Source organism: Citrobacter sp. UYEF32 (assembly GCF_040546205.1).
In the GTDB taxonomy this organism is placed as follows: Bacteria; Pseudomonadota; Gammaproteobacteria; order Enterobacterales; family Enterobacteriaceae; genus Phytobacter; species Phytobacter diazotrophicus.
Map to the genome: position 1 here is coordinate 111,221 of NZ_JBEPNI010000002.1, position 23,457 is coordinate 134,677.

19 protein-coding genes are annotated in these 23,457 nt (G+C 55.7%); 12 read left to right on the forward strand and 7 right to left on the reverse strand.

Annotation, left to right across the window (positions count from 1 at the left end; translation table 11 throughout):
* Positions 1-3 precede the first annotated feature (3 nt).
* From ABIB59_RS04790 to ABIB59_RS04810, 5 genes are all read left to right on the forward strand, one after another.
* On the forward strand, positions 4-639 hold the full coding sequence (locus tag ABIB59_RS04790) for an urea amidolyase associated protein UAAP2 (RefSeq protein ID WP_499014316.1): 636 nt from the start codon (positions 4-6) through the stop codon (positions 637-639).
* A 177-nt stretch (positions 640-816) separates the two neighbouring features.
* Positions 817-4,419 (forward strand): urea carboxylase, encoded by a 3,603-nt coding sequence (gene uca / locus ABIB59_RS04795; RefSeq protein WP_354034227.1) that lies wholly within the window; start codon positions 817-819, stop codon positions 4,417-4,419.
* Positions 4,416-6,215 (forward strand): allophanate hydrolase, encoded by a 1,800-nt coding sequence (gene atzF / locus ABIB59_RS04800; protein WP_354034229.1) that lies wholly within the window; start codon positions 4,416-4,418, stop codon positions 6,213-6,215. Before uca ends, atzF begins: the two co-directional genes overlap by 4 nt.
* 124 nt (positions 6,216-6,339) lie before the next feature.
* The gene (locus ABIB59_RS04805; RefSeq protein WP_039077160.1) at positions 6,340-6,723 is read left to right on the forward strand and encodes a biofilm formation regulator BssR; all 384 of its coding nucleotides are present in this window, start codon (positions 6,340-6,342) and stop codon (positions 6,721-6,723) included.
* A gap of 108 nt (positions 6,724-6,831) precedes the next feature.
* The gene (locus tag ABIB59_RS04810) at positions 6,832-7,947 is read left to right on the forward strand and encodes a PQQ-dependent sugar dehydrogenase (RefSeq protein WP_354034231.1); all 1,116 of its coding nucleotides are present in this window, start codon (positions 6,832-6,834) and stop codon (positions 7,945-7,947) included.
* 20 nt (positions 7,948-7,967) lie between these two features.
* On the opposite strand, the gene ABIB59_RS04815 is transcribed toward ABIB59_RS04810, so the two are convergent.
* Positions 7,968-8,594 (reverse strand): glutathione S-transferase family protein, encoded by a 627-nt coding sequence (locus ABIB59_RS04815; RefSeq protein ID WP_039078475.1) that lies wholly within the window; start codon positions 8,592-8,594, stop codon positions 7,968-7,970.
* Between the two features lie 229 nt (positions 8,595-8,823).
* On the opposite strand from ABIB59_RS04815, the gene dacC reads away from it, so the two are divergent.
* The gene (gene dacC, locus ABIB59_RS04820) at positions 8,824-10,023 is read left to right on the forward strand and encodes a serine-type D-Ala-D-Ala carboxypeptidase (RefSeq protein WP_071196090.1); all 1,200 of its coding nucleotides are present in this window, start codon (positions 8,824-8,826) and stop codon (positions 10,021-10,023) included.
* 31 nt (positions 10,024-10,054) lie between these two features.
* On the opposite strand, the gene deoR is transcribed toward dacC, so the two are convergent.
* Positions 10,055-10,813, reverse strand: a complete 759-nt coding sequence (gene deoR / locus ABIB59_RS04825; protein WP_039078476.1) for a DNA-binding transcriptional repressor DeoR — start codon at positions 10,811-10,813, stop codon at positions 10,055-10,057.
* A 65-nt stretch (positions 10,814-10,878) separates the two neighbouring features.
* Positions 10,879-11,487, reverse strand: coding sequence for an undecaprenyl-diphosphate phosphatase (gene ybjG, locus ABIB59_RS04830; RefSeq protein WP_108701753.1), 609 nt, complete (start codon positions 11,485-11,487; stop codon positions 10,879-10,881).
* Positions 11,488-11,766: 279 nt separating this feature from the next.
* Between ybjG and ABIB59_RS04835 the strand changes: the two genes are divergently transcribed.
* Positions 11,767-12,999: an MFS transporter gene (locus ABIB59_RS04835; protein WP_354034234.1), complete on the forward strand. Its 1,233-nt coding sequence runs from the start codon at positions 11,767-11,769 to the stop codon at positions 12,997-12,999.
* A 253-nt stretch (positions 13,000-13,252) separates the two neighbouring features.
* Positions 13,253-14,035 carry a DsbA family protein gene (locus ABIB59_RS04840; RefSeq protein ID WP_354034236.1) on the forward strand — a complete coding sequence of 261 codons (783 nt, stop codon included), beginning with the start codon at positions 13,253-13,255 and terminating at the stop codon, positions 14,033-14,035.
* A gap of 146 nt (positions 14,036-14,181) precedes the next feature.
* Here ABIB59_RS04840 and ABIB59_RS04845 read toward each other — a convergent pair whose 3' ends face one another.
* A complete protein-coding gene (locus ABIB59_RS04845; protein ID WP_354034238.1) occupies positions 14,182-14,517 on the reverse strand; it encodes a helix-turn-helix transcriptional regulator in 336 nt (111 codons plus the stop codon).
* Between the two features lie 65 nt (positions 14,518-14,582).
* On the reverse strand, positions 14,583-15,371 hold the full coding sequence (locus ABIB59_RS04850) for a MipA/OmpV family protein (RefSeq protein WP_420488976.1): 789 nt from the start codon (positions 15,369-15,371) through the stop codon (positions 14,583-14,585).
* 277 nt (positions 15,372-15,648) lie between these two features.
* On the opposite strand from ABIB59_RS04850, the gene ABIB59_RS04855 reads away from it, so the two are divergent.
* From ABIB59_RS04855 to ABIB59_RS04870, 4 genes are all read left to right on the forward strand, one after another.
* Complete coding sequence (locus tag ABIB59_RS04855; protein ID WP_079498308.1) at positions 15,649-16,344, forward strand: response regulator; 696 nt, start codon at positions 15,649-15,651, stop codon at positions 16,342-16,344.
* Positions 16,341-17,516, forward strand: coding sequence for a sensor histidine kinase (locus ABIB59_RS04860; protein ID WP_039078483.1), 1,176 nt, complete (start codon positions 16,341-16,343; stop codon positions 17,514-17,516). The genes ABIB59_RS04855 and ABIB59_RS04860 overlap by 4 nt, the downstream gene beginning before the upstream one ends.
* A gap of 90 nt (positions 17,517-17,606) precedes the next feature.
* Positions 17,607-18,758, forward strand: a complete 1,152-nt coding sequence (locus tag ABIB59_RS04865) for an efflux RND transporter periplasmic adaptor subunit (RefSeq protein ID WP_125125059.1) — start codon at positions 17,607-17,609, stop codon at positions 18,756-18,758.
* Complete coding sequence (locus tag ABIB59_RS04870; RefSeq protein WP_354034241.1) at positions 18,755-21,823, forward strand: efflux RND transporter permease subunit; 3,069 nt, start codon at positions 18,755-18,757, stop codon at positions 21,821-21,823. The genes ABIB59_RS04865 and ABIB59_RS04870 overlap by 4 nt, the downstream gene beginning before the upstream one ends.
* A 36-nt stretch (positions 21,824-21,859) precedes the next feature.
* Here the strand turns inward: ABIB59_RS04870 and ABIB59_RS04875 are convergent, their stop codons facing one another.
* On the reverse strand, positions 21,860-22,117 hold the full coding sequence (locus ABIB59_RS04875; RefSeq protein ID WP_039078486.1) for a hypothetical protein: 258 nt from the start codon (positions 22,115-22,117) through the stop codon (positions 21,860-21,862).
* Between the two features lie 99 nt (positions 22,118-22,216).
* Entirely contained in the window at positions 22,217-23,419 is a 1,203-nt protein-coding gene (locus ABIB59_RS04880) for an MFS transporter (RefSeq protein WP_354034243.1), read from the reverse strand.
* Positions 23,420-23,457: the final 38 nt, after the last annotated feature.

Here is a 23,457-nt window from a genome sequence, read left to right on the forward strand (position 1 = left end):
CGCATGATGAATATCACCAGCCAGAAGCACCCCGACGAGGCCGTTTTTCGCCATGTGATCCCGGCAGGGGAGCCGTACCTGTTTGAAGTGAAAAAGGGCCAGACCCTGCGTTTGCTCGACCTGGAAGGGAACCAGGCCGTGGATACGCTGTTTTATAACGCCGACAACGCCCGGGAACGCTACGATCCGCAGCGCACGTTGCGCCGCCAGGGCAATGCGTATCTGACCACCGGCAGCGTGCTGTGGTCCAATATGGGTAACCCGTTGCTGACCATTGTCGCCGATACCTGTGGCCGCCATGACACCCTCGGCGGCGCGTGCGCCCAGGAGAGCAACACCGTGCGTTATGCGCTGGATAAACGCCATATGCATAGCTGCCGCGATAACTTCCTCTGCGCCTGCCTGCACGATGGACGTCTGCATAAGCGCGACATTGGCGCCAACATCAACTTCTTTATGAACGTTCCGGTGACCCCGGAGGGCGGACTGACCTTCGAAGATGGCATCTCTGCGCCTGGCAAATACGTTGAACTGCGCGCCGAATGCAACGTCATCGTGCTCATCTCCAACTGCCCACAGTTGAACAACCCGTGCAATGGCTGGAACCCGACCCCGGCGGAGGTGCTGGTATGGAACTGAGCCGGGGTGCGCGTCTGCGCCTTTTTATTTACCGCCTGTTTGACGTGCGTGCGAACCGTTTACCGCTCAGTCAGACGCGCCAGACACCACCGCGTCCGTAAACGACCAGCCCCTTATGGACGGCCATAAGGCGAGCCGAATTTCGGCGGGACGACCCGCCACGATTGAGTCCTGACTATGTTTACGAAACTCCTTATCGCTAACCGTGGCGCGATCGCCTGCCGTATCCTGCGCACCTTGCGCACACTCAATGTCACCGGCGTTGCCGTCTGGTCTGAGGCCGACGCCAGCAGTCTGCATATTCGTGATGCCGATGAAGCCATTAGCCTGGGCGACGGCCCGGCGGCACAGACCTATCTGGTCAGCGAAAAAATTATTGATGCGGCCCGCCAGAGCGGCGCACAGGCGATTCATCCCGGCTACGGTTTTCTTTCTGAGAACGCCGCCTTTGCCGAAGCCTGCGAAGCCGCAGGAATAGCATTTGTGGGCCCGACGCCGGAACAACTGCGGGTCTTTGGCTTAAAACATACGGCCCGCGCGCTGGCGAAAGCGCATGGCGTACCGATGCTGGAAGGCACAGAGCTGCTGGCAAACCTCGATGAAGCGCAGCACGCTACCGCGCAGGTGGGGTTCCCGGTGATGCTGAAAAGCACCGCGGGCGGCGGCGGTATCGGAATGCGGGTGTGCTATAGCGCCGATGAACTGGCCGATGCCTTTGACGCGGTAGTGCGGCTGGGCAAAAACAACTTTAGCGACGCGGGTGTGTTTATTGAGAAGTACATCGAGCGCGCGCGTCATCTGGAAGTGCAAATTTTTGGCGACGGTAAGGGTGAGGTGGTTTCCCTTGGCGTGCGCGACTGCTCGGTACAACGCCGTAACCAGAAAGTGCTGGAAGAGACCCCCGCGCCGAACCTGCCGGATGGCATGGAAGCGGCGCTGTGCTCAGCGGCCATCAAACTGGGTAAAGCGGTGAATTACCGCAGCGCCGGGACCGTTGAATTTGTCTATGACAGTGACGCAAAACGCTTTTACTTCCTGGAAGTGAACACCCGTTTGCAGGTGGAGCATGGTGTTACCGAGCAGGTCTGGGGCGTGGATCTGGTGCGCTGGATGATTGAACTGGCCGCTGGCGATCTGCCGCCGCTGACCGAGCTGGTTGCAGGGCTCACGCCGCAGGGACATGCCGTGCAGGCGCGCGTTTATGCCGAAGATCCGGGCCGCCAGTTCCAGCCGTCGCCGGGGCTACTGACCGACGTGGCGTTGCCGTCCGACGATCGCCGCACGCTGCGCATTGACACTTGGGTGGAAGCGGGCTGCGAAGTGCCGCCGTTTTTTGATCCGATGCTGGCGAAAATCATCACCTGGCAGCCCACGCGTGCGCAGGCGATTGCCTGCCTGGATGCCGCGCTGGGCGAAACCCGTCTGTATGGCGTAGAGACCAACCGCCAGTACCTGCGCCAGATTTTAGCCTTTGCCCCGTTTGCGGAGGGCGAGCCCTGGACGCGCTGCCTGGAAGGGTTGCGCTACCAGGCCACTACCCTTGAGGTGGTGAGCGCCGGAACTCAAACCACGGTGCAGGATTACCCTGGCCGCCAGGGCTACTGGGCGGTGGGTGTGCCGCCGTCCGGCCCGATGGATGATCGCGCGCTGCGTCTGGGCAATGCGTTATTGGGGAATGCGGCAACCGATGCTGCGCTGGAAATCACGCTCAGCGGTCCGACGCTGAAATTTAATACCGACGCCGTGGCGGTAGTGACCGGGGCGAGTATCGGGGTAACGCTCGACGGTACAGCGCTTGCGATGCATACCGTGTTTACGATCTCCGCGGGCAGCACCCTGCGTCTGGGGGAAGTGAGCGGTGCCGGGGTGCGCAGCTATCTTTGCCTGCGCGGTGGCATTAATGTGCCGGATTATCTTGGCAGCAAAAGCACCTTTACCCTCGGGCAGTTTGGCGGTCACGCCGGGCGCGCGCTGCGTACCGGCGATGTGCTGCATCTCAACCCGCTGACGAACCGCGCAAGCGGTGTTGTGCTCGCGCAGGCGTTGCAGACCACACTGCCTGCCGTGCGTGAACTGCGCGTGATCTATGGGCCGCATGGGGCACCGGAATATTTCACCGGCGCGTATATCAACACCTTTTTTGCCACCGACTGGGAAGTGCACTTCAACTCAAGCCGAACCGGGATCCGCCTGATTGGGCCGAAGCCGGAGTGGGTGCGCGAGAGCGGCGGCGAGGCGGGGCTGCACCCGTCCAATATTCATGACAACCCGTATGCCATTGGCGCGGTGGATTTCACCGGGGATATGCCAGTTATCCTCGGCCCGGATGGCCCAAGCCTCGGCGGTTTTGTCTGCCCGGTGACCGTTATCGAAGCGGATTTGCACCAGCTTGGGCAACTGAAAGCGGGGGACAAGGTGCGTTTCATCCCGGTGGACGTGGCAACGGCGCGGCGGCTGGCACAGGCCAGCCGCCAGGAAGTGGAAACACTGCAACCTGTCGCCGTCAACTGGCATCCTGCCGCGCTGGCTTCCCCGGTGGTGCTGGAGACCGGAGAAGCGGATAAGCGGCTGGTGGCGCGTCTTTCAGGCGATACCCATCTGCTGCTGGAAATAGGCGAACCGGAACTCGACCTGGTGCTGCGTTTTCGCGGTCACGCCCTGATGCAGGCGCTGGAATCCCGCGCGCTGGAGGGGGTTATCGATCTGACGCCGGGGATCCGTTCATTGCAGGTGCATTATCAGCCGGAAACCCTGGCGCTGAGCCGTTTGCTGGCGATTATTCACGATCTATGGGCCGATGTGTGCCAGCGCGAAGATCTGGATGTGCCGTCGCGGGTGGTCTGGCTGCCGCTCTCCTGGGATGACCCGGCCTGTCAGAAGGCGATTGAAAAATACATGACCACCGTGCGCCGCGACGCGCCATGGTGCCCGAGTAATCTCGAATTTATCCGCCGGATTAACGATCTGGAAAATATCGACGAGGTCTACAAAACCGTCTTTGATGCCCGTTATCTGGTGATGGGGCTGGGAGATGTTTACCTTGGCGCGCCGGTGGCGACACCACTCGACCCGCGTCACCGTCTGGTGACCACCAAATACAACCCGGCGCGTACCTGGACGGCGGAAAACTCCGTCGGCATTGGCGGCGCATACCTCTGTGTGTATGGCATGGAAGGGCCGGGGGGATATCAGTTTGTGGGCCGCACCCTACAAATGTGGAATCGCTATCGTGCGGTCGCTGATTTTGGCGGTAAGCCGTGGCTGCTGCGCTTTTTCGATCAGATTCGCTTTTACCCGGTCTCTGCCGATGAACTGCTCACCATCCGTCGGGACTTCCCGCTTGGCCGCTACCCGCTGCGCATCGAACAGACTATCCTGCGCCTGGCGGAATATCAACAGTTCCTGGCCGATGAAGCGCAGAGCATTGCGGCGAACCGCACCCATCAACAGCAGGCGTTTGCCGCTGAGCGCGATCGCTGGATTGCCAGCGGCCAGGCCCATTTCGACAGCAGCGATGTGATTGCCGACGAGGGGGACGATGCCCCGCTCAGTGCCGGGGAAAGCGGCGTCGACAGCCCGGTTTCCGGCAACCTCTGGCAGGTCAATGTGGAAGTGGGCTCTGTGGTGAAAGAGGGCCAGACGCTGGTGGTGCTTGAGTCGATGAAGATGGAAATTCCGTTAACTGCGCCGCATGACGGCGTGGTCAGTCAGGTTCGGGTGCAGCCGGGAAGCTCCGTGCGCGCCGGGCAATGCGTAGTGGTGATGGAGAAAGCACAATGACACAGACCTTTGATTTGCGCCTCGATACGCTGGCGAAACGCTACCGCAGCGGTGAGATAACGCCGCGTGCGCTTATCATGCAATTGCGCGAGCGGGCGATGGCGCTCAACCCGGAATTTCATCTGTTCATTCATATTCTGAATGAAGCCGAACTGGAACCGTATCTGTCGGCGCTGGAGCAACATCAGCCGGAGGATCTGCCGCTGTACGGCATTCCGTTCGCCATCAAAGACAATATCGATCTCGCAGGCGTTCCCACCACGGCGGCCTGCCCGGCATTTGCTTATATGGCCGGGCAGGATGCCACCCTGGTGCGCCAGTTGATTGCCCTGGGGGCGATTCCGTTGGGTAAAACCAACCTCGATCAGTTTGCCACCGGACTGAACGGCACCCGTTCGCCTTATGGCGCCTGTCGCAACAGCGTTCATCCTGAGTATCCGTCGGGTGGCTCCAGCGCCGGGTCATCGCTGGCGGTGGCGCTGGGCGTCGCCAGTTTTTCCTTAGGTACTGACACCGCAGGAAGCGGGCGCGTCCCCGCGTCGCTGAACAATCTGGTGGGGCTGAAAGCCACCAAAGGGCTGATTTCAACGGCGGGCGTCGTGCCAGCGTGCCGAACCCTGGATTGCGTCACCTTCTTTACCGCCACGGCCGCCGAGGCCAGTACCCTGCTGGCGCTGACCGCAATCCAGGACCCGGATGACGACTACAGCCGCCATAACCCACTGTGGAACAGCAAACAGGCGTTTGGCGTGCCGCAGGCCGGGTTTCGTTTTGGCGTGCCGGATAAGCTGGAGTTCCTGGGCTGTGCCGAGAGTGAAGCGCTCTTTTATCACGCCAAAGCGCAACTGGAGGCGCTGGGGGGAATACCGGTCGCGCTTGATTTCACGCCGTTTCTGGCGGCGGCAAAATTGCTTTATGAAGGACCCTGGGTGGCAGAGCGCTACCATGTGGCAGGCCATTTGATTGAGCAGCAGCCGGATGCGGTCCTGCCGGTTATCCGCGATGTTCTGCAAAAAGCCCCGACCACCGATGCGGTTAGCGCGTTTGACGGTCTGTATCGGTTGCAGAGCTATAAACGGCAATGCGATGCCTTGCTCGATGCGCTGGATTGCGTACTGACGCCGACCTACCCGCGTCCGGTAACGCTGGCTGAACTGCGCGATGAACCGGTGAAGCGCAATTCTGATCTCGGGTACTACACCAATTTCATGAACCTGCTCGATTACGCGGCCGTCGCGGTTCCGGTCGGGTTTATGTCCAATGGACTCCCCTCGGGCGTGACCCTGTTTGGCCGCGCCTTTACCGATCAGTATCTGCTGAGCGTGGCGGATGCCTTGCAGCGTGTGAATCCGCTGAGCCTGCCTGGGGGCACGACCATCGAGGCTGATGCCCCCACGCATGCTGCGGTAAATGATCGGGTAAACGTGGTGGTCTGCGGTGCACATCTTGACGGTCTGGCGCTCAATTATCAGTTGCGCCAGCGTCAGGGACATCTGGTGGAGGCGACGCTAAGTGCACCTGCTTACCGCCTGTATGCGCTGGCGGATGGCAAGCGTCCGGGGATGGTTCGCGTTAGCGAAGGCGGCAGGGCCATTGCCGTTGAGGTGTGGACGCTGCCGTCCAGTGAATTGGGATCATTTCTGGCGGGGATCCCGGCACCGCTCGGGTTAGGCAAAGTGGAGCTCGAAGAGGGGCAGTGGCTGACCGGATTCATTTGTGAAAATAATGGATTAGAGGGCGCAACGGACATCACGGAATATGGCGGCTGGCGTGCGTGGCTTGCCAGTCGGGGATAATGTTAAGCAGCCCTAAAGTGTAAAGAAGTTTCGTCTGCGTTTAATAATTGAAGTTGCGCATGCTTTCGCTCAAAAAACAGCCATACTATAAGTTGTGCCTGATGGCTGACAAGGGGGGGAACGTATGACCGTTGACGAACTTACACAATGTCTGTTGGACAAACTGGTCGATGCCAGAGCTGATCTTGCGACCTATATCCAGATGCGAAAAGCGAAAGGGTATATGTCAGTCAGCGAAAACGATCAATTACGCGAGCACTTCTTCGATCTTGCCAGGGAAATACGCGATAACGGTGTGCAACTGAACACATTGCAGGATGCCGATACCCGAGGGGCGCTATATCGCGCGGAGGAGGCTATCTCCTCTGTGGCAGTGTGCCTGTTAAGCGGGCGCCAGGATTGCCCAACCTATATAGCGGTGAACGTCGAAAAACTGGAAAGAGCCTTTAACGTGCTGAATTTCAGTATCAAGTATCTTTCCGAACATGTATCGCTTGCCGAAATCTAAACGCGGGGGAGGCCACTCCCCCCTTTCTTTTTAAGCTTTTGTAAAAATCCCCTTTCGCCTGGCCGTGCTGGCTAACCTTTATGCAAACCATGAATAAAGGAGTGGGTCATGCATCGTTCCGTCGCGTTTATTATTCCTGCGATATTCCTTTCAGCCTCTGTCATCGCAGCCCCCGCGCCCGTGAAGGTTGAGGTGTTACAAACCAAACTCGACCACCCCTGGTCTCTGGCTTTTTTGCCAGGCGATCAGGGCATGCTGATAACGATGCGCGGCGGTCAGTTGCGACAATGGCAGCCGGGGAACGGCCTTTCTGACCCGATAACCGGTATTCCGAAGGTCTGGGCTAACGGGCAGGGAGGTCTGTTGGATGTGGTGCTGGCCCCGGACTTTGCTAAGTCTCGACGGGTCTGGCTGAGCTACGCCGAAGCCGGGCAGGACGGCAAAGCGGGCACAGTCGTGGGGTATGGCCGCCTTAGTGATGATGCAAAACACCTTGAGGCTTTCCAGGTGGTTTTTCGCCAGCAGCCCAAATTGTCGACCGGCAATCACTTTGGCGGACGCATGGTGTTTGACGGTAAAGGCTACCTGTGGATTGCGCTGGGGGAAAATAACCAACGCCCCACTGCACAAGACCTCGACAAATTACAGGGCAAACTGGTTCGTCTGACCGACCAGGGTAAAGTCCCGCCGGATAACCCCTTCGTTGGGAAAGCCGGAGCACGGCCTGAAATCTGGGCATACGGGCTTCGTAACCCACAGGGGATGGCGATGAATCCGTGGAGTCACACCCTGTGGATGCATGAGCATGGTCCGCGCGGTGGTGATGAAATCAATATTGCCGGGAAAGGAAAAAATTACGGCTGGCCGCTGGCGACCTGGGGGATAAATTACAGCGGATTACCCATTCCCGAGGCGAAAGGGGGGAGGGTCGAGGGGACCGAACAGCCCATTTTCTACTGGAAAAAATCGCCGGCTATCAGCGGCATGGCGTTCTATAACTCCGATGTCTTTCCCGAGTGGAAAAATAAACTCTTTATCGGTGCGCTGAAAGATGAAGATGTCATTGTGATGAGCGTAAACGGCAACACCGTGACCGAAGATGGACGCATCCTTAAAGACCGCAAGGCGCGCATTCGCGATGTCCGCGTCGGGCCGGATGGTTATCTGTATGTGCTGACCGATGCGTCAGACGGTGAACTGCTAAAAGTCAGCCCGGCGCGGTAAGGGGGCACCGGGCAGGCTTATCAGGTTACCGGAATCATCACCACGTCACGAAACGCCGGGCGCTGCGTCAGCGTCTGGTACCAGCGTTCAAGATGTGGGCGTGGCGTCCAGCTTAGCCCGATGTTGTAGAGGTTGTAGATAAAGGGCGCGACGGCAATATCACCGGGGCCGAACTCCGCGCCGGAGAGCCACGGCTGTTGGGCCAGGGCGTCGTCAAGCAGGGCAAAGAGCGCTTCACAGGCATTGATACCCGCTTCAATAGCCGCATTGTCGCGTTTTTCGACGGGGGTGCGCACCAGTCCCACCAGCAAAATACCGTGTTTCGGCGCCAGCGTGGACAGCGCCCAGTCCATCCACTTTTCCCCCTGTGCGCGCACCGCGGGTTCATCGTTCCACAGGCGGCGTTGACCATACTGCGCGGCCAGGTAGCGAACAATGGTATTGGATTCCCACAGCACAACGTCAGTTTCGTCATCGCGCAGCAATGGCACCAGACCGTTGGGATTCATTGCCAGAAATTCGGCTTCGCGGTTCAGGCCAAACGCGCCGCCCGCGAGAATGTGTTCGTACGGCAGTTCAAGCTCTTCAAGTATCCAGCGCACTTTTTTGACGTTGGAGGAGTTATTCCTGCCCCATAGCGTAATCATGTTACCCCCTTGTGTTTACCACCCAGTCTGAGGCCTTCCATGTTGAGATAAAGTTAACGTTCTGGCAACGATTTACAAAATTATCCACGCGCCAGAGCACAACAATATGTTATTGCATAAACTTTACTTTCCAGTGCTTTTATTCACGCTTGTTATGCGCTATTACTCACGGCTTGTTGCTGCACGGTGGTGCGACGTTGATTTCAGAATGGATACCTGGGTGGCCTATATGACGCATTTTTCTTTATTTCCACGCGGCCTGGCGGCGGGAGCCGCATTGATCGTTCTCTTTTCACCTTCTCTGTATGCAGTGGAACAAGCGCCGGAGGCTCCGCCTGTTGATGCCCGCGCATGGATCCTCATGGATTACGCCAGCGGTAAGGTGCTGGCAGAAGGGAATGCCGATGAGAAACTGGACCCTGCCAGCCTCACCAAATTGATGACCAGCTACGTTGTCGGCCAGGCGTTGAAGGCAGGGAAGATTCACCTGACCGACATCGTGACGGTAGGTAAAGATGCCTGGGCTACCGGAAACCCGGCGTTACGGGGCTCTTCACTGATGTTCCTCAAGCCGGGGGATCAGGTCTCGGTGGCTGACCTCAACAAAGGGGTCATTATTCAGTCTGGCAATGACGCCAGCATCGCCATTGCCGATTTCGTGGCGGGCAGCCAGGATTCTTTCGTCAGCCTGATGAACAGCTACTCGCAAAAGCTCGGCCTGACCAACACCACCTTCAAGACCGTCCACGGGCTGGACGCGCCGGGGCAGTTCAGTACCGCCCGCGATATGGCGTTGCTCGGAAAGGCGCTGATTCACGATGTGCCGGACGAGTACGCTATCCACAAAGAGAAAGAGTTCACCTTCAACAAAATTCGTCAGCCGAACCGCAACCGTCTGCTGTGGAGTACCAGCATGAACGTTGACGGGATGAAAACCGGGACAACGGATGGCGCTGGGTACAACCTGGTGGCGTCGGCAACAATGGGCGACATGCGCCTGATTTCTGTGGTGCTGGGGGCGAAAACCGACCGCATCCGTTTTAACGAGTCGGAAAAGCTGTTGACCTGGGGCTTCCGCTTCTTCGAAACGGTCACGCCTATCAAGCCAGACGCCACCTTTGTAAATCAACGCGTCTGGTTTGGCGCGCAAAGCGAGGCAAAACTGGGCGCGGGGGAGGCCGGTTCGGTCACCATCCCGAAAGGGCAACTGAAAAACCTGAAAGCCTCTTATACCTTAAGCGAACCGCAGCTTACCGCGCCGCTTAAACAGGGGCAGGTTGTCGGCACCATTGATTTTCAGCTTAACGGACAGACCATTGAGAAGCGCCCGCTGATTGTGATGGAAGCAGTTGAAGAGGCCGGATTCTTTGGCCGGATGTGGGATTTTGTGCTGATGAAATTCCACCAGTGGTTTGGCTGGTTCGCCTGATAACAGCACACCGTGCCCCGTGGGGGCACGGTCAGAATACCAGTTTGATCTGCTCAGCTTTGGCGAACTCAACCAGCGCCTCGTCCGGGCGACAGTCGCTGACGATAGCGTCAAAATGGCTCAAATCTCCCATGCACGCCGGACGCACTTTGCCGAACTTACTGTGATCAACTACCAGGACATGAAATTGCGCGCTCGCCATCGCCCAGTGTTTTAGCGGTAACTCTTCCAGATTAAAGCAGGTAACCCCCTGCTCAATGTGAACCCCGGCGGCAGAATAAAAGGCCATATCCGGGCGCAGATAGCTCAGTGTCTCTTTGAAATTGAGCGGCTGAAAAATGGCATTACTGGCATGAAATTCGCCGCCGCTCAGGATGGCACGGCACAGCGGCTTTTCCTGGAGGGCAAGGAACGTATTCAGGGAGTAGCACACCCCGGTGAACGGCAGGTCGGCCGGAATGGCTTCGATAATCCAGGGGGTGGTGGTGCCGCAGTCAAAAAACACCATTTGGTGTGGCTGCACCAGTTGCGCGGCTAATTCTGCCGCACGGCGCTTTTCATCGACCAGACGGGTTTTCTGATCGCTTAGCAGATAATGGCTGGCGGTGCGCGGCTCAAGCACGATATAGCCGCCCAGTAGCACAACCGGCGCGCTGTTGGCGCTGAGATCGCGGCGAATCGTCATTTCTGAAACACCCAGAAGGGCAGCGGCCTCTTTCAGATGCAGCTTATCGCTGCGCTTGAGCGCCGACAGTAACTGGCTTATCCGTTCGTCACGTCTTGTTTCCATAATACCCCTGAATAAAAGAAAGCCCCGCGTTTAGCAGGGCGTTCATCTTACCTTTGCCGCCGGGCTTAGTCACGTACCCAGCCCCGGCGAATCGGAAAGGCAAAACAGAGGCGGTAAATATGCTGTAGCGTGCGGTGCAGCGCCGGACCGAAGATCTGCCACAGTATCTGCGCGCTCAGACAACCGCACAGACCAACAAACAGACCGCCCACCATATCGAGCGGCCAGTGTACCCCCACGTACACGCGAGACCAGGCAATCGCCAGCGCAACCAGCATCAGTACCGCGCCGGACCAGGCCCGATGCCAGGCAATGAAGGCAATGGCAAACGTAAAAATCACCGTACCGTGATCGCTCGGGAACGAGTAATCCGGCGAATGGGGCAGAAAGTTGTAACCGACATGATCGACAAACGGGCGGTTATGAGGGAACAGATGCCCCAACACCAGCGAAAGACTCATGCTGATCGCCATCGCCATGGTGACTTTAATGACTAACTGGCGCTGTGCGCTAAGCTGTTTACGCGGCCCCCAGAGCCATAGTGCTACGGCAAGTAGCGGCACGATGCTGATTACATCGTTGGCGATAAACCGTGCGGCGGCAATCATCCATGCGGGGGAATCCGGTGTGGCGTTGATCATCGCGAACAGCGTGTAATTCAGATTTTCCAACATGCTCTTTATGACTCCGGGCTCTGGCTGATGTGAATGTTTGATGACAGCGCTCACCTTAAAAGCGGCGCGATAAACGGTAAAGTCGTTTCCGCTTATTTCACGGAGAGTTAGACGATTCTTAAGCCGATTATTGCATTGATGTGACACGGTACGCAGGGATGATTAAGTAAACCTTAAGGTTGAAAAAAGTGCTTTCCACGGTGCGACTGGCATAATTCACTATCGTCGACCGACTGCTTTGATTACACTCTGCGCGATTTTTCACGTAAAAGAGATGGCATGCAAAACCCTACACTTACTGGTCGCCGCCTGGGACGGCAGGCACTGTTATTTCCCCTTTGCCTGGTCCTGTACGAATTCTCAACCTATATCGCCAACGATATGATTCAGCCCGGTATGCTGATCGTGGTCGAGCAATATCAGGCAGGGATTGAGTGGGTGCCGACATCAATGACCGCCTACCTTGCGGGCGGCATGTTTTTACAGTGGCTGCTGGGGCCGCTGTCGGACCGTATTGGCCGTCGACCGGTTATGCTGACCGGGGTGGTGTGGTTCGTAGTGACCTGTCTTGCCACGCTGCTGGCGCAAACCATTGAACAGTTCACCCTGCTGCGCTTTTTGCAGGGGATCAGCCTGTGCTTTATTGGCGCGGTCGGCTATGCGGCCATTCAGGAATCTTTTGAAGAGGCGGTGTGCATTAAGATAACCGCGCTGATGGCCAACGTGGCGCTTATCGCACCGCTGCTCGGCCCGCTGGTGGGTGCAGCCTGGGTTCATGCCGCGCCCTGGCAGGGGATGTTTGTACTGTTTGCCGCGCTGGCGGCGGTGGCGTTTGTCGGGCTGCAACGGGCGATGCCAGAAACCGCCACCCGGCTGGGTGAACCGCTTTCGTTAAAAGCCCTGTGGCACGACTATGCGTTGGTGATGAAAAACGTTCGCTTCGTCGCCGGGGCGCTGGCAACCGGCTTTGTCAGCCTGCCGTTGCTGGCCTGGATTGCCCAGTCACCGATTATTATTATCAGTGGCGAACAGCTCAGCAGCTATGAATATGGGTTATTGCAGGTGCCGATTTTTGGCGCGCTGATTGTCGGCAACCTTGTGCTGGCGCGGCTGACTTCGCGGCGTACCGTGCGGTCGCTGATTATTCTTGGCGGCTGGCCGATTGCTGCCGGGCTTATCCTCGCGGCCATTGCAACGGTAGCCTCTTCGCATTCATATCTCTGGATGACGGCAGGTTTGAGCCTGTACGCGTTTGGTATTGGTCTGGCTAACGCCGGGCTGGTGCGCCTGACACTGTTTGCCAGCGATGTCAGTAAAGGCGCGGTTTCGGCGGCGATGGGCATGCTGCAAATGCTGATTTTCACCGTCGGTATCGAAGTCAGTAAACATGCGTATCTGGTCGGCGGCAACGGCCTGTTCAGCCTCTTTAATTTGCTCAACGGCCTGTTCTGGCTGGGGCTGATGGTGATTTTCCTGCGTGATAAAAGCGTCGGGAACTCGCTCGAAAGCTAAGGCTCCACGGCGGGTGAGGGGAGAGCGTCATTCGGCAATGATGTGCTTTCGTTACCCGCGTTAGCCTGCGGGCAGCAGGTATCGCGCAAGCCTGCGCCACTCGTTATTCTGCCTGTGATTATATCGACATATCTGTTATCACTTCCGGCGTGTCACCTTTACTGAAAACGCGTATCTTTGATGGCGATATTGCGGAGCACGACGCACCTGCCTGTTCGCAAACTATTCAGAAAAAACGTTAGGGACACCACCGATGACCTTTAGAAAAACGCTGATTTCTTTAGTGACCACATACACTCTTTTCCATTTAAGCCCTGTGCTGGCCGCCTCTGCGCCGGCATTCACGCCTGAGCAGGAAGCGCAAATCGGTAAAATCGCCGCCGACTACCTTGTTGCCCATCCGGAGGTGCTGGTGCAGGTCAGCCAGAAATTGCAGCAGCAAGAACAGGAGCGTCAACAGATGGCGCTTACCCAGAAGGTGATGGAGAACCAGGAAGCCCTCTTGCGTGACAAAGATACGCCGGTGATTGGTCCACAGGATGCGAAAGTGGCGGTTATCGAATTCTTCGATTATCAGTGCATTTATTGCAGCAAACTCGCCCCGGAGCTGGAGAAAGTGATGAAGACCAGTCCGGACGTACGTTATATCTTCAAAGAGTGGCCTATTTTCGCATCGCGCTGGGAGAACTCAGAGAAAGCCGCGCTGCGCGGTCTTGATGTCTGGAAGCAGAAAGGTGCTGCCGGGTATACCATCTATCACAACAGCATTTACCATACCGGGCATAACGAAGGCCAACTGACCGTCGAGGATATCAATGCTGCTGCGAAGGCTGCCGGTGCCACGGATAAGCCGCAGGCGGATTACAGCAATATCCTTGAGAGCACCAATACGCTGGCGCAGACGCTGGAACTCACCGGGACGCCAGGGCTGATTGTGATGCCGGTTAAAGGCGCAACCCCGGAGAACATCACCGTCTTCCCTGGGCTGGCGAGCGCGGAACAGATTCAGGCCGCGATTAAAAAAGCCAGCCACTGATTCGCAACATTGCCGTCGGTAAACATTACCGGCGGCAATGCCAGTTATTGGTGTGGTGACGAATTAAAAAAGTATTAAACGTAAAACGCTCTGTTAATTATTTTTATCGAAAAAGTAGTCTCAGTACTTTCGGGGGGATTTATCTGTTATTCGCCATTCTTTTTTCGCCATTGCCCGGGTGACGCATTATGAATTTTCTTAAAAGTCTTTGAGAAGCTTTGCTGATCGTCAAATCCGTACTTAGAGGCTATTTCAATAATAGGCATACTGGTTTTTTGTAGATCTGATGTCGCTTCCATGATCTTTTTTTGTCTGATGTATCGAGCAAGGCTGAGCCCTGTATGATCTTTGAAGATTCTTTGCAGGTGCCTTTTAGAATACCCCGCTCTTTTTGCAGCGATTGCTATGGTGATGTTTTTATCCAGATTGGCGTCAATCCACATTGTTATTTCCATGATTACCGTTGCTTGTAATTGTGGCATTTTTCTGCGCCTCGCCATTATCTCTTTTTCGTCTATCCTCACTCTCCATTTTTGAAAACGTGTAGTTAGAATGTATAGGTGATGGCACCGGTAAAAGAGAACGTATTTCGTCTGAAAACAATAGGGCTATTTGCAACATTATCATTCAGCCAGTTATAACCCGCACTTAAGGTTGTTCCCCAATGCGTGTCAATTTGGTGGTTCCACAGCAGATTTGTGCTTATGCCGTATAAACCTCCGCCAGGGGTAAATGTTTGATATCCCGTGCGATCGCTCTGTTTTTGGCTGACACCATAATGAATTTGCATATAGCGGCGATCGCCGAACATGGCTGTATTCTGCAGTGCGATAGTATCGATTTCATTCTGCAAAGGAATAAGCGTAAAGGAAGCCTGATATTCTACCCCCTGGCTATCAGTGACAGGAAGAATGGCTTTTCCTTCAATGCTTACCCAGGGCGCTATGGACCAGCCAACTGCCAGCGCAGTATTCATGGCCGCTTTAATATTGCCCATTCCTTTTAATTCATTTGCGCCATCCCGCCAGTTGGAATTACGATCAGAACGCCCCAGGCTATAACCCAGCGAGTGTTCTAAATACAGGCCGTTGTCGGCCTGCAGGTCATATCCCAGACCCTTTTCCGAATCAACAAAAAACGCGCCTTTTCGCCCCTGAATAACGGGCAAGACCTGGAAAAATTGATGATTTGACCCGCTGTAACGCGGCGCGTATTGCCCTGCAATCCCCATGGTAAACGTGTCTGTATTAGCGGCAGTGTCATCCGCATTCGCAAATGACGTTACCGAGGTAAAGAGTAAACCTGCCATCAACGGTACTGTTTTTTGGGGGAACATTGAGCATCTCCGGAATCATTAAAAGCGTATTATTTCAGCGCATGGTTTTCTGATAGTTCAGTATGAAGGGCTGTTATCAATAAACAGTCAGGGAATTGTTAAGATACTGTCAAGTTCCGCTTTTTAGCGCGCTGTCTCTGATGAATTTAATCTTCTCCGGGCGGTTTATATCATTTGTCATTTTATTAATGCGCATTGACTGTCATAAAAAGGGTATTGTATGTATTGGCGTAACAGATCGGCAATTGCTGTTCTCTAAAAAAACCAGGGTACATAAATGGTTTGTCGAAAAATATTGATAATTGAAGACGATACGGATGCTGCCGACGTACTGGAAGCCTACCTCCGTCGGGATAGTTTTGACGTATTGATAGCAGAAAACGGGACTAAAGGGCTGGAAATGGCGCGACGCCTTAAACCCGATCTCATTCTGTTGGATATTATGCTACCGGGCATAAGTGGCACCGAAGTACTGGCTTCCATTCGGCGCGACAGCGATGTCCCGGTCATTATGGTCACCGCAATGGGGGAGGCGTCGGAACGTATTGGCGCATTGCGCTATGGCGCTGACGATTTCGTTGTTAAGCCTTATTTTCCTGGTGAAGTCGTTGCGCGAGTCCAGGCTGTATTGCGCCGCACCGCGCGCGCTGAAAAACCCGAAGAGACACTTAACTGGCAAAATCTGTCGGTCAATACGGTGGCGATTACCGCCATTGTGACCGATCGCGAAAAACCGGCGATTGTTCTGGATCTTACGCCCTCTGAATTTTCCATGCTGACGACGCTAATGCGCCATCCCACGCGCCCTTTTACGCGGCAATTCCTGCTGGAACAATGCCTTCCGGACAGCGATGCGCTAGAGCGCGTTGTGGATACACATATTTATAATTTGCGTAAAAAATTAGAGAGCGCTGGGGTCACTGGCGTTCTGGCAAACGTGCGCGGTATTGGATACAGGTTCCAGCAGCTATGAAAAGCCCCGTTCATCAGTCCCTTTGGCGCTGGATTTGCGCCCGTATCCTTGCCCTTGCCATCGGGACTGTGATTATCATTGCGCTGTGCATGTGGCTACGTTATGCCGTCCAGAATTACTGGGCTTTGCATGATATGCCCGCCAGTGTCAGAGCCGAATTCCTCGCATTGAAAGACAACCCGCATGTGAACCCGGATCGCTTCCATTACATTGTCGACACGTGGTGGGGAATCAGTTACTCGACCCCCTCCATTGCCTCGACCGACTGGATCATGGTTGGTGTACTTGTTCTGGTGATGATCCCTTTTATCGTCATTATGGGGCTACGCTACGCGCGGCCCTTATCCTCTCAGTTCAGCCGGTTACGAGAGGCGGCTGATAAAGTCACACAAGGGCAATTCGGCAGCCAGGCGGAACTTATCAAGGATGCGCCTGCGGAAATGATACGTTTCGCCGTTGATTTTAACAGCATGACACAGCAACTTGCCCTGTATGAACGCGAACTGCGCGCTTCGCATGTGGCGATGGCGCATGAACTTCGCTCCCCGTTAACGGCGGCCATAGGTCGGCTGCAGGGGATGCTGGATGGCGTCTTTAGCCCTACGCAAGAGCAACTGAGTATGGTGATGAACCAGTTGCTACTCCTGAACCGTCTTACCGGGGAATTACACTTACTTTCACTGGCGGACGCCGGACAGTTGACGCTCGATCGCCATCCTCTTTGCCTTGGGGAGTTATTGCGTGAGCGTGCAGCCTGGCTAAAGCTACAGGCGGATACATCAGGCGTGAGTATTAATGTTGTTGATACTGCACCTGCGCTTTTCAATGGGGATGCGCTGCGTCTGGGGCAGGCCTTCACGATTATTATGGAAAATGCCTTGCGCTATGGCCGACAGGGTGGGCATCTAAACATTGGCATTCGTCGGGATGCTGAGGTGTTCAGCATCACTTTTGCGGATGACGGCCCTGGCGTGGACCCCGATTTCTTACCGATCATTTTCGAGCGCTTCACGCGGGCCGATGCATCGCGGGCGCGGCATTCCGGGGGCAGTGGATTGGGGCTATCCATAGCCAGGGCTATTTGCCTTGCCCACGGTGGCAATATTGCCGCGTCTTTACCTGAAAAGGGCGGTCTGTTGATAGAAATAACACTGCCGTCTGACAACAGATAAATGCATTCTTGATGAATCCTTGATGAAAAATGAAGAGAATCTCGACTTCATAAAGATGTAATGGCGCCATTACCGATCAGGAGTGGCGTTATGTCAGAAGAACTCACCGTGTTATTTCGTCAAAGTGTGCATCATCTTTTTAATGCCGCGCGTCAGTTTTCTATTCTTTCTTTTTTGCCGTTTATCGCCCCGCTGGTGTTCATTTTTTTACTGACCGGCTGTGGCGAGAAGGATACGCACAAAGCTGCGCCGCCGCGGCCCGTTCGCTACGTGGTTATCCAGACGTTATCCTCTTTGCCGGTCGATGTGCGAACCGGAGAAATACGTGCCCACGATGAAACCCTGCTCGCTTTCCGACTGAGTGGCCGCATGGTGAGCCGTCTCGTTGATATCGGCGATCATGTGCATGCGGGACAAGTGCTGGCCACATTAGAAAACCAGACCGGCACAAATGAACTTGCCAGCGCCAGCGCCGATGTGGAGAGCGCCAAAGCCGCCGAACAAGTCGCGTTGCTGAATTTGAATCGCATGCAAAAATTGTTGCCCTCCGGCGCTATCGCCCGTACTCAGCTTGATACGGCGCGCGCTGACTGGCAATCGGCGGCCTCACGCCTTAAAAGTAGTATGGCCGCGTTGCGCAATGCGCAGGATAACCTTGCCTGGACAAAACTGACTGCGCCTGCAGATGGCGTGATTACCCGCGTCAGTGTTTCTGCAGGGCAGGTCGTCAGTGCAGGACAAACGGTCTTTACCCTTGCGACCAGTGAGGCACGCGATGTGGTATTTGATATTGCTGACCCGCAGCAACTTTCCGCACCCGATGCGAAAGAGCGGGTATTTCAGGTCGCGTTGCTGTCGAATCCAGACGTAAAGACCACCGGCATACTGCGTGATATCAGCCCGCAGGCCGACCCACAAACCCGAACCTGGCAAGTCAGGGTCGCTCTTAACGACCAGCCCGCAATGGCGTTAGGGGCAAGCGCGACCATTGAAATACCGTCGTCAACATTGCCTGGTTATAGGATCCCAGCCTCCGCGCTGAGTCGCACGGGCGATAAACCCGCCATCTTTGTTATTGGTAATAACGGAGAGGCGCAGTTACGTGAGGTCACTTTATCAGGCTACTCGGCTGCTTCCGCGTTCGTTTCATCTGGCCTGCATCCCGGCGATAAAGTCATTACCGCAGGGGTGACTAAGTTACGCGATGGCGAAAAAATTATTCCGGGGGAGCGCCAGTCATGAACGCTCCCGATAAAAAGCAACGCTTCAACCTTTCCGCCTGGGCGCTTGAACATCAGCAACTGGTAAGCATGTTTATGATGCTGATTCTCGTGGCGGGGATCCTCTGTTATCAAAAGCTCCCGCGTAATGAAGATCCGGCATTTACCATAAAAACGGCGGTGGTCTCTGCGCAGTGGCCCGGCGCCAACATTGAGGATACAACCCGGCTGGTGACCGATGTGCTGGAGAAAAAACTGCAGGAGACACCCTGGCTTGATTATATAGAAAGTGAAACCCGGGCAGGCAGTAGCGTGATTTATGTGAACTTGCGAGACGACACGCCACCGCAGAACGTTCAGGGGATCTGGTATCAGGTGCGTAAAAAAATGCAGGATATTGCAACCTCGTTACCCGAGGGGGTGCAAGGGCCTGCTGTGAATGATGAATTTGATGATACGTTCGGCACTATTTATGCTTTCACTGCAGACGGTTTCACTTCGCGGGAGTTACGCGATCGCGTAGAAGCTGTCCGGCGTAATCTGATGTCGGTGAAAGATATCGGGAAGATTACGCTTCTGGGTGAACAGCAGGAGCAGATGGTTATCGCCTTTTCCCCCCGACAACTTGCCGGTATGGGATTAGATGTTCAGCAGGTGAGCGAGGCATTAAAGGCCCAGAATGCCGTTGAACCCTCCGGAACGATTCGTACCGGAAACGATAACGTTGCCTTGCGTGTGAGCGGTGCGTTGACCTCAGAAGAGAGTCTTCGCGGTGTCACACTGCATATCAATGATCGGTACATTCCCCTGACGGATATTGCGACCGTCACGCGTCAAATTGCCGAGCCCGCCACCCCTGTTTTTCGGGTAAACGGACAGCCTGCGATAGGGCTTGCGATTTCGATGGCCTCAACCGGCAACATGTTGCTTTTCGGTAAGACGCTTAACGCCAGAATGGAGGAGGTCAAAAACCAGTTACCGCATGGTATTGAAATGGTAAAAGTTGCCGATCAGTCTGTGGTCGTGAGCGATGCAGTCAGCAGCTTTGTCCGCGTGCTTATCGAAGCCGTTCTGATCGTTCTGGCTGTTTCATTTATCTCGCTCGGTATGCGCGCCGGGCTGGTCGTTGCTGCGGCAATACCTCTGGTACTGGCAATGACATTTGTCGGCATGATGCTGGCCAATATTGGCTTGCAGCGCATCTCTCTGGGCGCGCTCATTATTGCGCTCGGGCTTCTGGTCGATGATGCGATGATAACAGTTGAAGCTATGGTGGCGCGGCTTGAGGTGGGCGACTCGCGTAAAAACGCCGCCACTTATGCGTTCAAAACCACGGCTTTTCCCATGTTGACGGGCACCCTGGTGATGATAGCGGGGTTTATTCCTGTCGGCTTTGCGGCGTCGAGTGCCGGTGAATATTGCTTCTCACTGTTTGCCGTTGTCCTGATTGCGCTACTTTGCTCCTGGGTCGTCGCCATCCTGTTCTCGCCATTGACCGGCACCTGGTTGCTTCCTGCGCATATTAAGCATCATGGCGGGAGCGCAGGCAGGCTTTCTCAGGCCTATCGTGCGTTACTGGATCGCGTGTTGCGTTATCGGTTGAGGACAATCGGAATTGCCCTGCTGGCGCTTATTTTGTCAGGCGTTGGGGCGACCTACATGCAGGGGGAATTTTTCCCGGCATCGGATCGGCCCGAACTGCTGGTCAGTCTCTCGCTCCCGGCGAATACGTCACAACCCGAAACAGAACGGCAGGCCGAGCGTCTCGAAAAAGCGATAAGCGGTAATGAAAATATTGATCACTACACGACCTATGTCGGATCGGGCGCCGTACGTTTTTATTTGCCGATGGAAGTCTTGCTGGATAATGAAAACACTGCGCAACTCGTTATCGTCGCGAAGGATTTAGCGGCAAGAGACCGTTTACAACGGCAACTCGCGGCTCTGTTAGCCAGCCAGTTTGGCGAGCTGACGACGCGGGTATCCCCCCTCGAATTAGGGCCGCCAGTAGGCTGGCCGATAAAATACCGCGTGAGCGGGCCTGACTATGCCCAGGTGCGCTTAATCGCCAACCGTGTTGCCGCTAAAACGGGAGCATCGCCTTTCACTCGCGAAGTTAACCTGACCGCGGGCGAACCGGAAAGAGTGATCACCTTTAATGTTAACCAGACTGCTGCACGGGCGGCAGGCGTCTCTTCAGAGGATATTGCTCAAACGCTTAATACGGTCTGGTCTGGTCGGACCGTCACCACCGTGCGGGATAATGATCGCCTCGTGGATGTGGTGCTACGTGCAAACGATAAGGAGCGTCTTGATATCAGCACGTTATCGTCACTGGTGCTGACAACTTCGGCGGGAAAGAAAATTCCACTTAGCGAAGTCGCCACGCCCGTATGGGGCGTTGACGATCCGGTTATCTGGCGTCGCCAACGGCTGCCTTTCATTACCGTGCAAACAGACCTGGCGCCGGGCCTTAATGCACAGACCGTGTCGTCTGCTCTGCGTGCGGATATCGATACATTACGCGCGCAACTGCCCGCGGGATATCACATCGAAGAAGGGGGCACGGTCGCGGAATCGGAGAAGGGAAATAGCTCCGTTTTCGCGGTGTTACCTGTGACGCTCATCGCCATGCTGGTTCTGTTAATGATTCAGTTGCAGCGTTTCTCCCGCATGTTGCTGGCACTCTTTATGGCGCCTTTTGGCTTGCCTGGCATCGTATTAGCCATGCTGCCGACAGGTACGCCGATGGGGTTTGTGGCATTGCTGGGCGTGATCGCGCTGGCAGGGATGATTATTCGCAATGCGGTCATCCTGATAAGCGAAGTGGACAGTAACCTGGCGCAGGGGATGGCTTCGCGCGACGCTATCGTTGCGGCAGCGGAACATCGTTCACGTCCCATTGTTTTAACGGCCTGCGCGGCAATACTGGGGATGATCCCCATATCACATCAGGTTTTTTGGGGGCCGATGGCCTATGCCATTATCGGGGGGCTTCTCGTGGCCACGCTGGTAACACTGACGGTATTACCTGCTTCATTGAGCCTGCTGCTAGCCAGAGAAGAGAGGACAACTAAACAGAAATAAATAAGAAAATGCGCGCGCGTTATTTCTGTTGAAGGGTTAGTGATGATCGTCAATCTGATGTTCGATGATCATCCCTTCACCGACGCTTGCCAGATGACGGGCACGAGGTGCAACGCGGACCACAGGCGCAGGGGCAACGACCTGCGGCGCAACATAGGTCGTTTGCGCTGTCGGGGTGTTGATGGGGACTAACTCGATTTTGTAACCGTCCGGGACATTGACCGTCACGTTTTGCGCCAGAGCGCCGATGGAGAGCGTACTAAACAGCAGTGCCGTTAACAGTTGAATTTTCATTTTCGCCTCGATAGTTGACGGTGGCTGGCAGAGCGCCAGCCACGCAGTGGGGCGAAGTATGCGTAATCGATCCCGGCAATGTGTTGCCGCGTGTGCGCATTACTCGGTTGCGGATTGCATGTCGCGCTCCGGCTTTGCTACCGCTTTAGCAACCAGTGCGGCAACCAGCACGAGGCCTAACACCACCAGCATCGCGCTGCGCAATCCGTAGTGTTCCCCTAAGAAACCAAGCAGCGGCGGCCCCACCAGAAACGCCAGATAACCCGTAGTGGCGACTACGCTGACGCGGGTTGGCGCATCGGGGCCGGTATCGCTGGCGGCAGAAATGGTCAGCGGGAAGCCCAGCGATGCACCCAGTCCCCAGAAGATCACCGACATTCCGGCAATCCATGCATTATCGATAAAAATAATCAGCCCAATACCTAATGCGCCCATCATTGCGCTGGCGCGAACCACGGCGACGCGGCTGTAGCGGTCGATAAACCAGCCGCCGGTAAAGCGCCCGACCGTCATGCCGAGGGTAAAACCGGCATAGATCAACGAGCCGGAGGTGGGGTTAAACCCGTGTCCGTCGACCATCAGTAGCGGCAGCCAGTCATTGGCAGAACCTTCGGCAAAGGCCATTGCCAGCACCACCACCCCAATCAGCAGCAGTTGAATATCGCGATAAAAGGGCAGGCCCGCTTTGTTACGTGCTTTATCTTCCGGCGTGTCTTTTCCCGTCCCTTCGGGAATGGCAGAAATAGCCAACACGATAGGCGTAATGGCGACCACGGCCGCCAGCAGAATGTGCAAGGTTGCCGGCGTACCCAATGCGGTCAGGGTCATACCAACCCCTGCGCCAGCCAGCGTGCCGAGGCTGTAGAAGCCGTGCATCATCGGCAGAACGGTTTTGTTCATTTCGCGCTCGACCACCGCGCCTTCAATATTTATCGCCACTTCGCCTGCCCCCATACTGCCGCCAAAAAACGCTAGTCCAACGGCAAACAGCAACGGGGAAGCCAGCCACAGGGCGAGACTTAACACCAGCATGCCGGCGATGGCGGCAGCCATACTGGCACGAATGACTTTGCGCGTACCAAAGCGTTTCACCAGCCAGCCGGATGAGAGGATGCCACTCATGGAGCCTACGGAGAGGCCAAACAGCACGGCACCCATTTCCGCCGTTGAGACAGATAAGATGTCGCGGATGGCCGGGGTACGGGTCGCCCACGACGCCATCAACAGTCCCGGGATGAAGAAGAAGGTGAAAAGCGCCCAGAGCCGGTGTTTTAGCGCATTACGATGTGAGGTGACTGGCATTACGTCGCATCCTGCAAGGAAAAGAGAGGACAACACTA

Coding starts and splice junctions, on each gene's coding strand:
- ABIB59_RS04790 (WP_499014316.1), top strand. CDS start 4: ATGATGAATATCACCAGCCAGAAGCACCCCGACGAGGCCGTTTTTCGC.
- uca (WP_354034227.1), top strand. CDS start 817: ATGTTTACGAAACTCCTTATCGCTAACCGTGGCGCGATCGCCTGCCGT.
- atzF (WP_354034229.1), top strand. CDS start 4,416: ATGACACAGACCTTTGATTTGCGCCTCGATACGCTGGCGAAACGCTAC.
- ABIB59_RS04805 (WP_039077160.1), top strand. CDS start 6,340: ATGACCGTTGACGAACTTACACAATGTCTGTTGGACAAACTGGTCGAT.
- ABIB59_RS04810 (WP_354034231.1), top strand. CDS start 6,832: ATGCATCGTTCCGTCGCGTTTATTATTCCTGCGATATTCCTTTCAGCC.
- ABIB59_RS04815 (WP_039078475.1), bottom strand. CDS start 8,594: ATGATTACGCTATGGGGCAGGAATAACTCCTCCAACGTCAAAAAAGTG.
- dacC (WP_071196090.1), top strand. CDS start 8,824: ATGACGCATTTTTCTTTATTTCCACGCGGCCTGGCGGCGGGAGCCGCA.
- deoR (WP_039078476.1), bottom strand. CDS start 10,813: ATGGAAACAAGACGTGACGAACGGATAAGCCAGTTACTGTCGGCGCTC.
- ybjG (WP_108701753.1), bottom strand. CDS start 11,487: ATGTTGGAAAATCTGAATTACACGCTGTTCGCGATGATCAACGCCACA.
- ABIB59_RS04835 (WP_354034234.1), top strand. CDS start 11,767: ATGCAAAACCCTACACTTACTGGTCGCCGCCTGGGACGGCAGGCACTG.
- ABIB59_RS04840 (WP_354034236.1), top strand. CDS start 13,253: ATGACCTTTAGAAAAACGCTGATTTCTTTAGTGACCACATACACTCTT.
- ABIB59_RS04845 (WP_354034238.1), bottom strand. CDS start 14,517: ATGCCACAATTACAAGCAACGGTAATCATGGAAATAACAATGTGGATT.
- ABIB59_RS04850 (WP_420488976.1), bottom strand. CDS start 15,371: ATGTTCCCCCAAAAAACAGTACCGTTGATGGCAGGTTTACTCTTTACC.
- ABIB59_RS04855 (WP_079498308.1), top strand. CDS start 15,649: ATGGTTTGTCGAAAAATATTGATAATTGAAGACGATACGGATGCTGCC.
- ABIB59_RS04860 (WP_039078483.1), top strand. CDS start 16,341: ATGAAAAGCCCCGTTCATCAGTCCCTTTGGCGCTGGATTTGCGCCCGT.
- ABIB59_RS04865 (WP_125125059.1), top strand. CDS start 17,607: ATGTCAGAAGAACTCACCGTGTTATTTCGTCAAAGTGTGCATCATCTT.
- ABIB59_RS04870 (WP_354034241.1), top strand. CDS start 18,755: ATGAACGCTCCCGATAAAAAGCAACGCTTCAACCTTTCCGCCTGGGCG.
- ABIB59_RS04875 (WP_039078486.1), bottom strand. CDS start 22,117: ATGAAAATTCAACTGTTAACGGCACTGCTGTTTAGTACGCTCTCCATC.
- ABIB59_RS04880 (WP_354034243.1), bottom strand. CDS start 23,419: ATGCCAGTCACCTCACATCGTAATGCGCTAAAACACCGGCTCTGGGCG.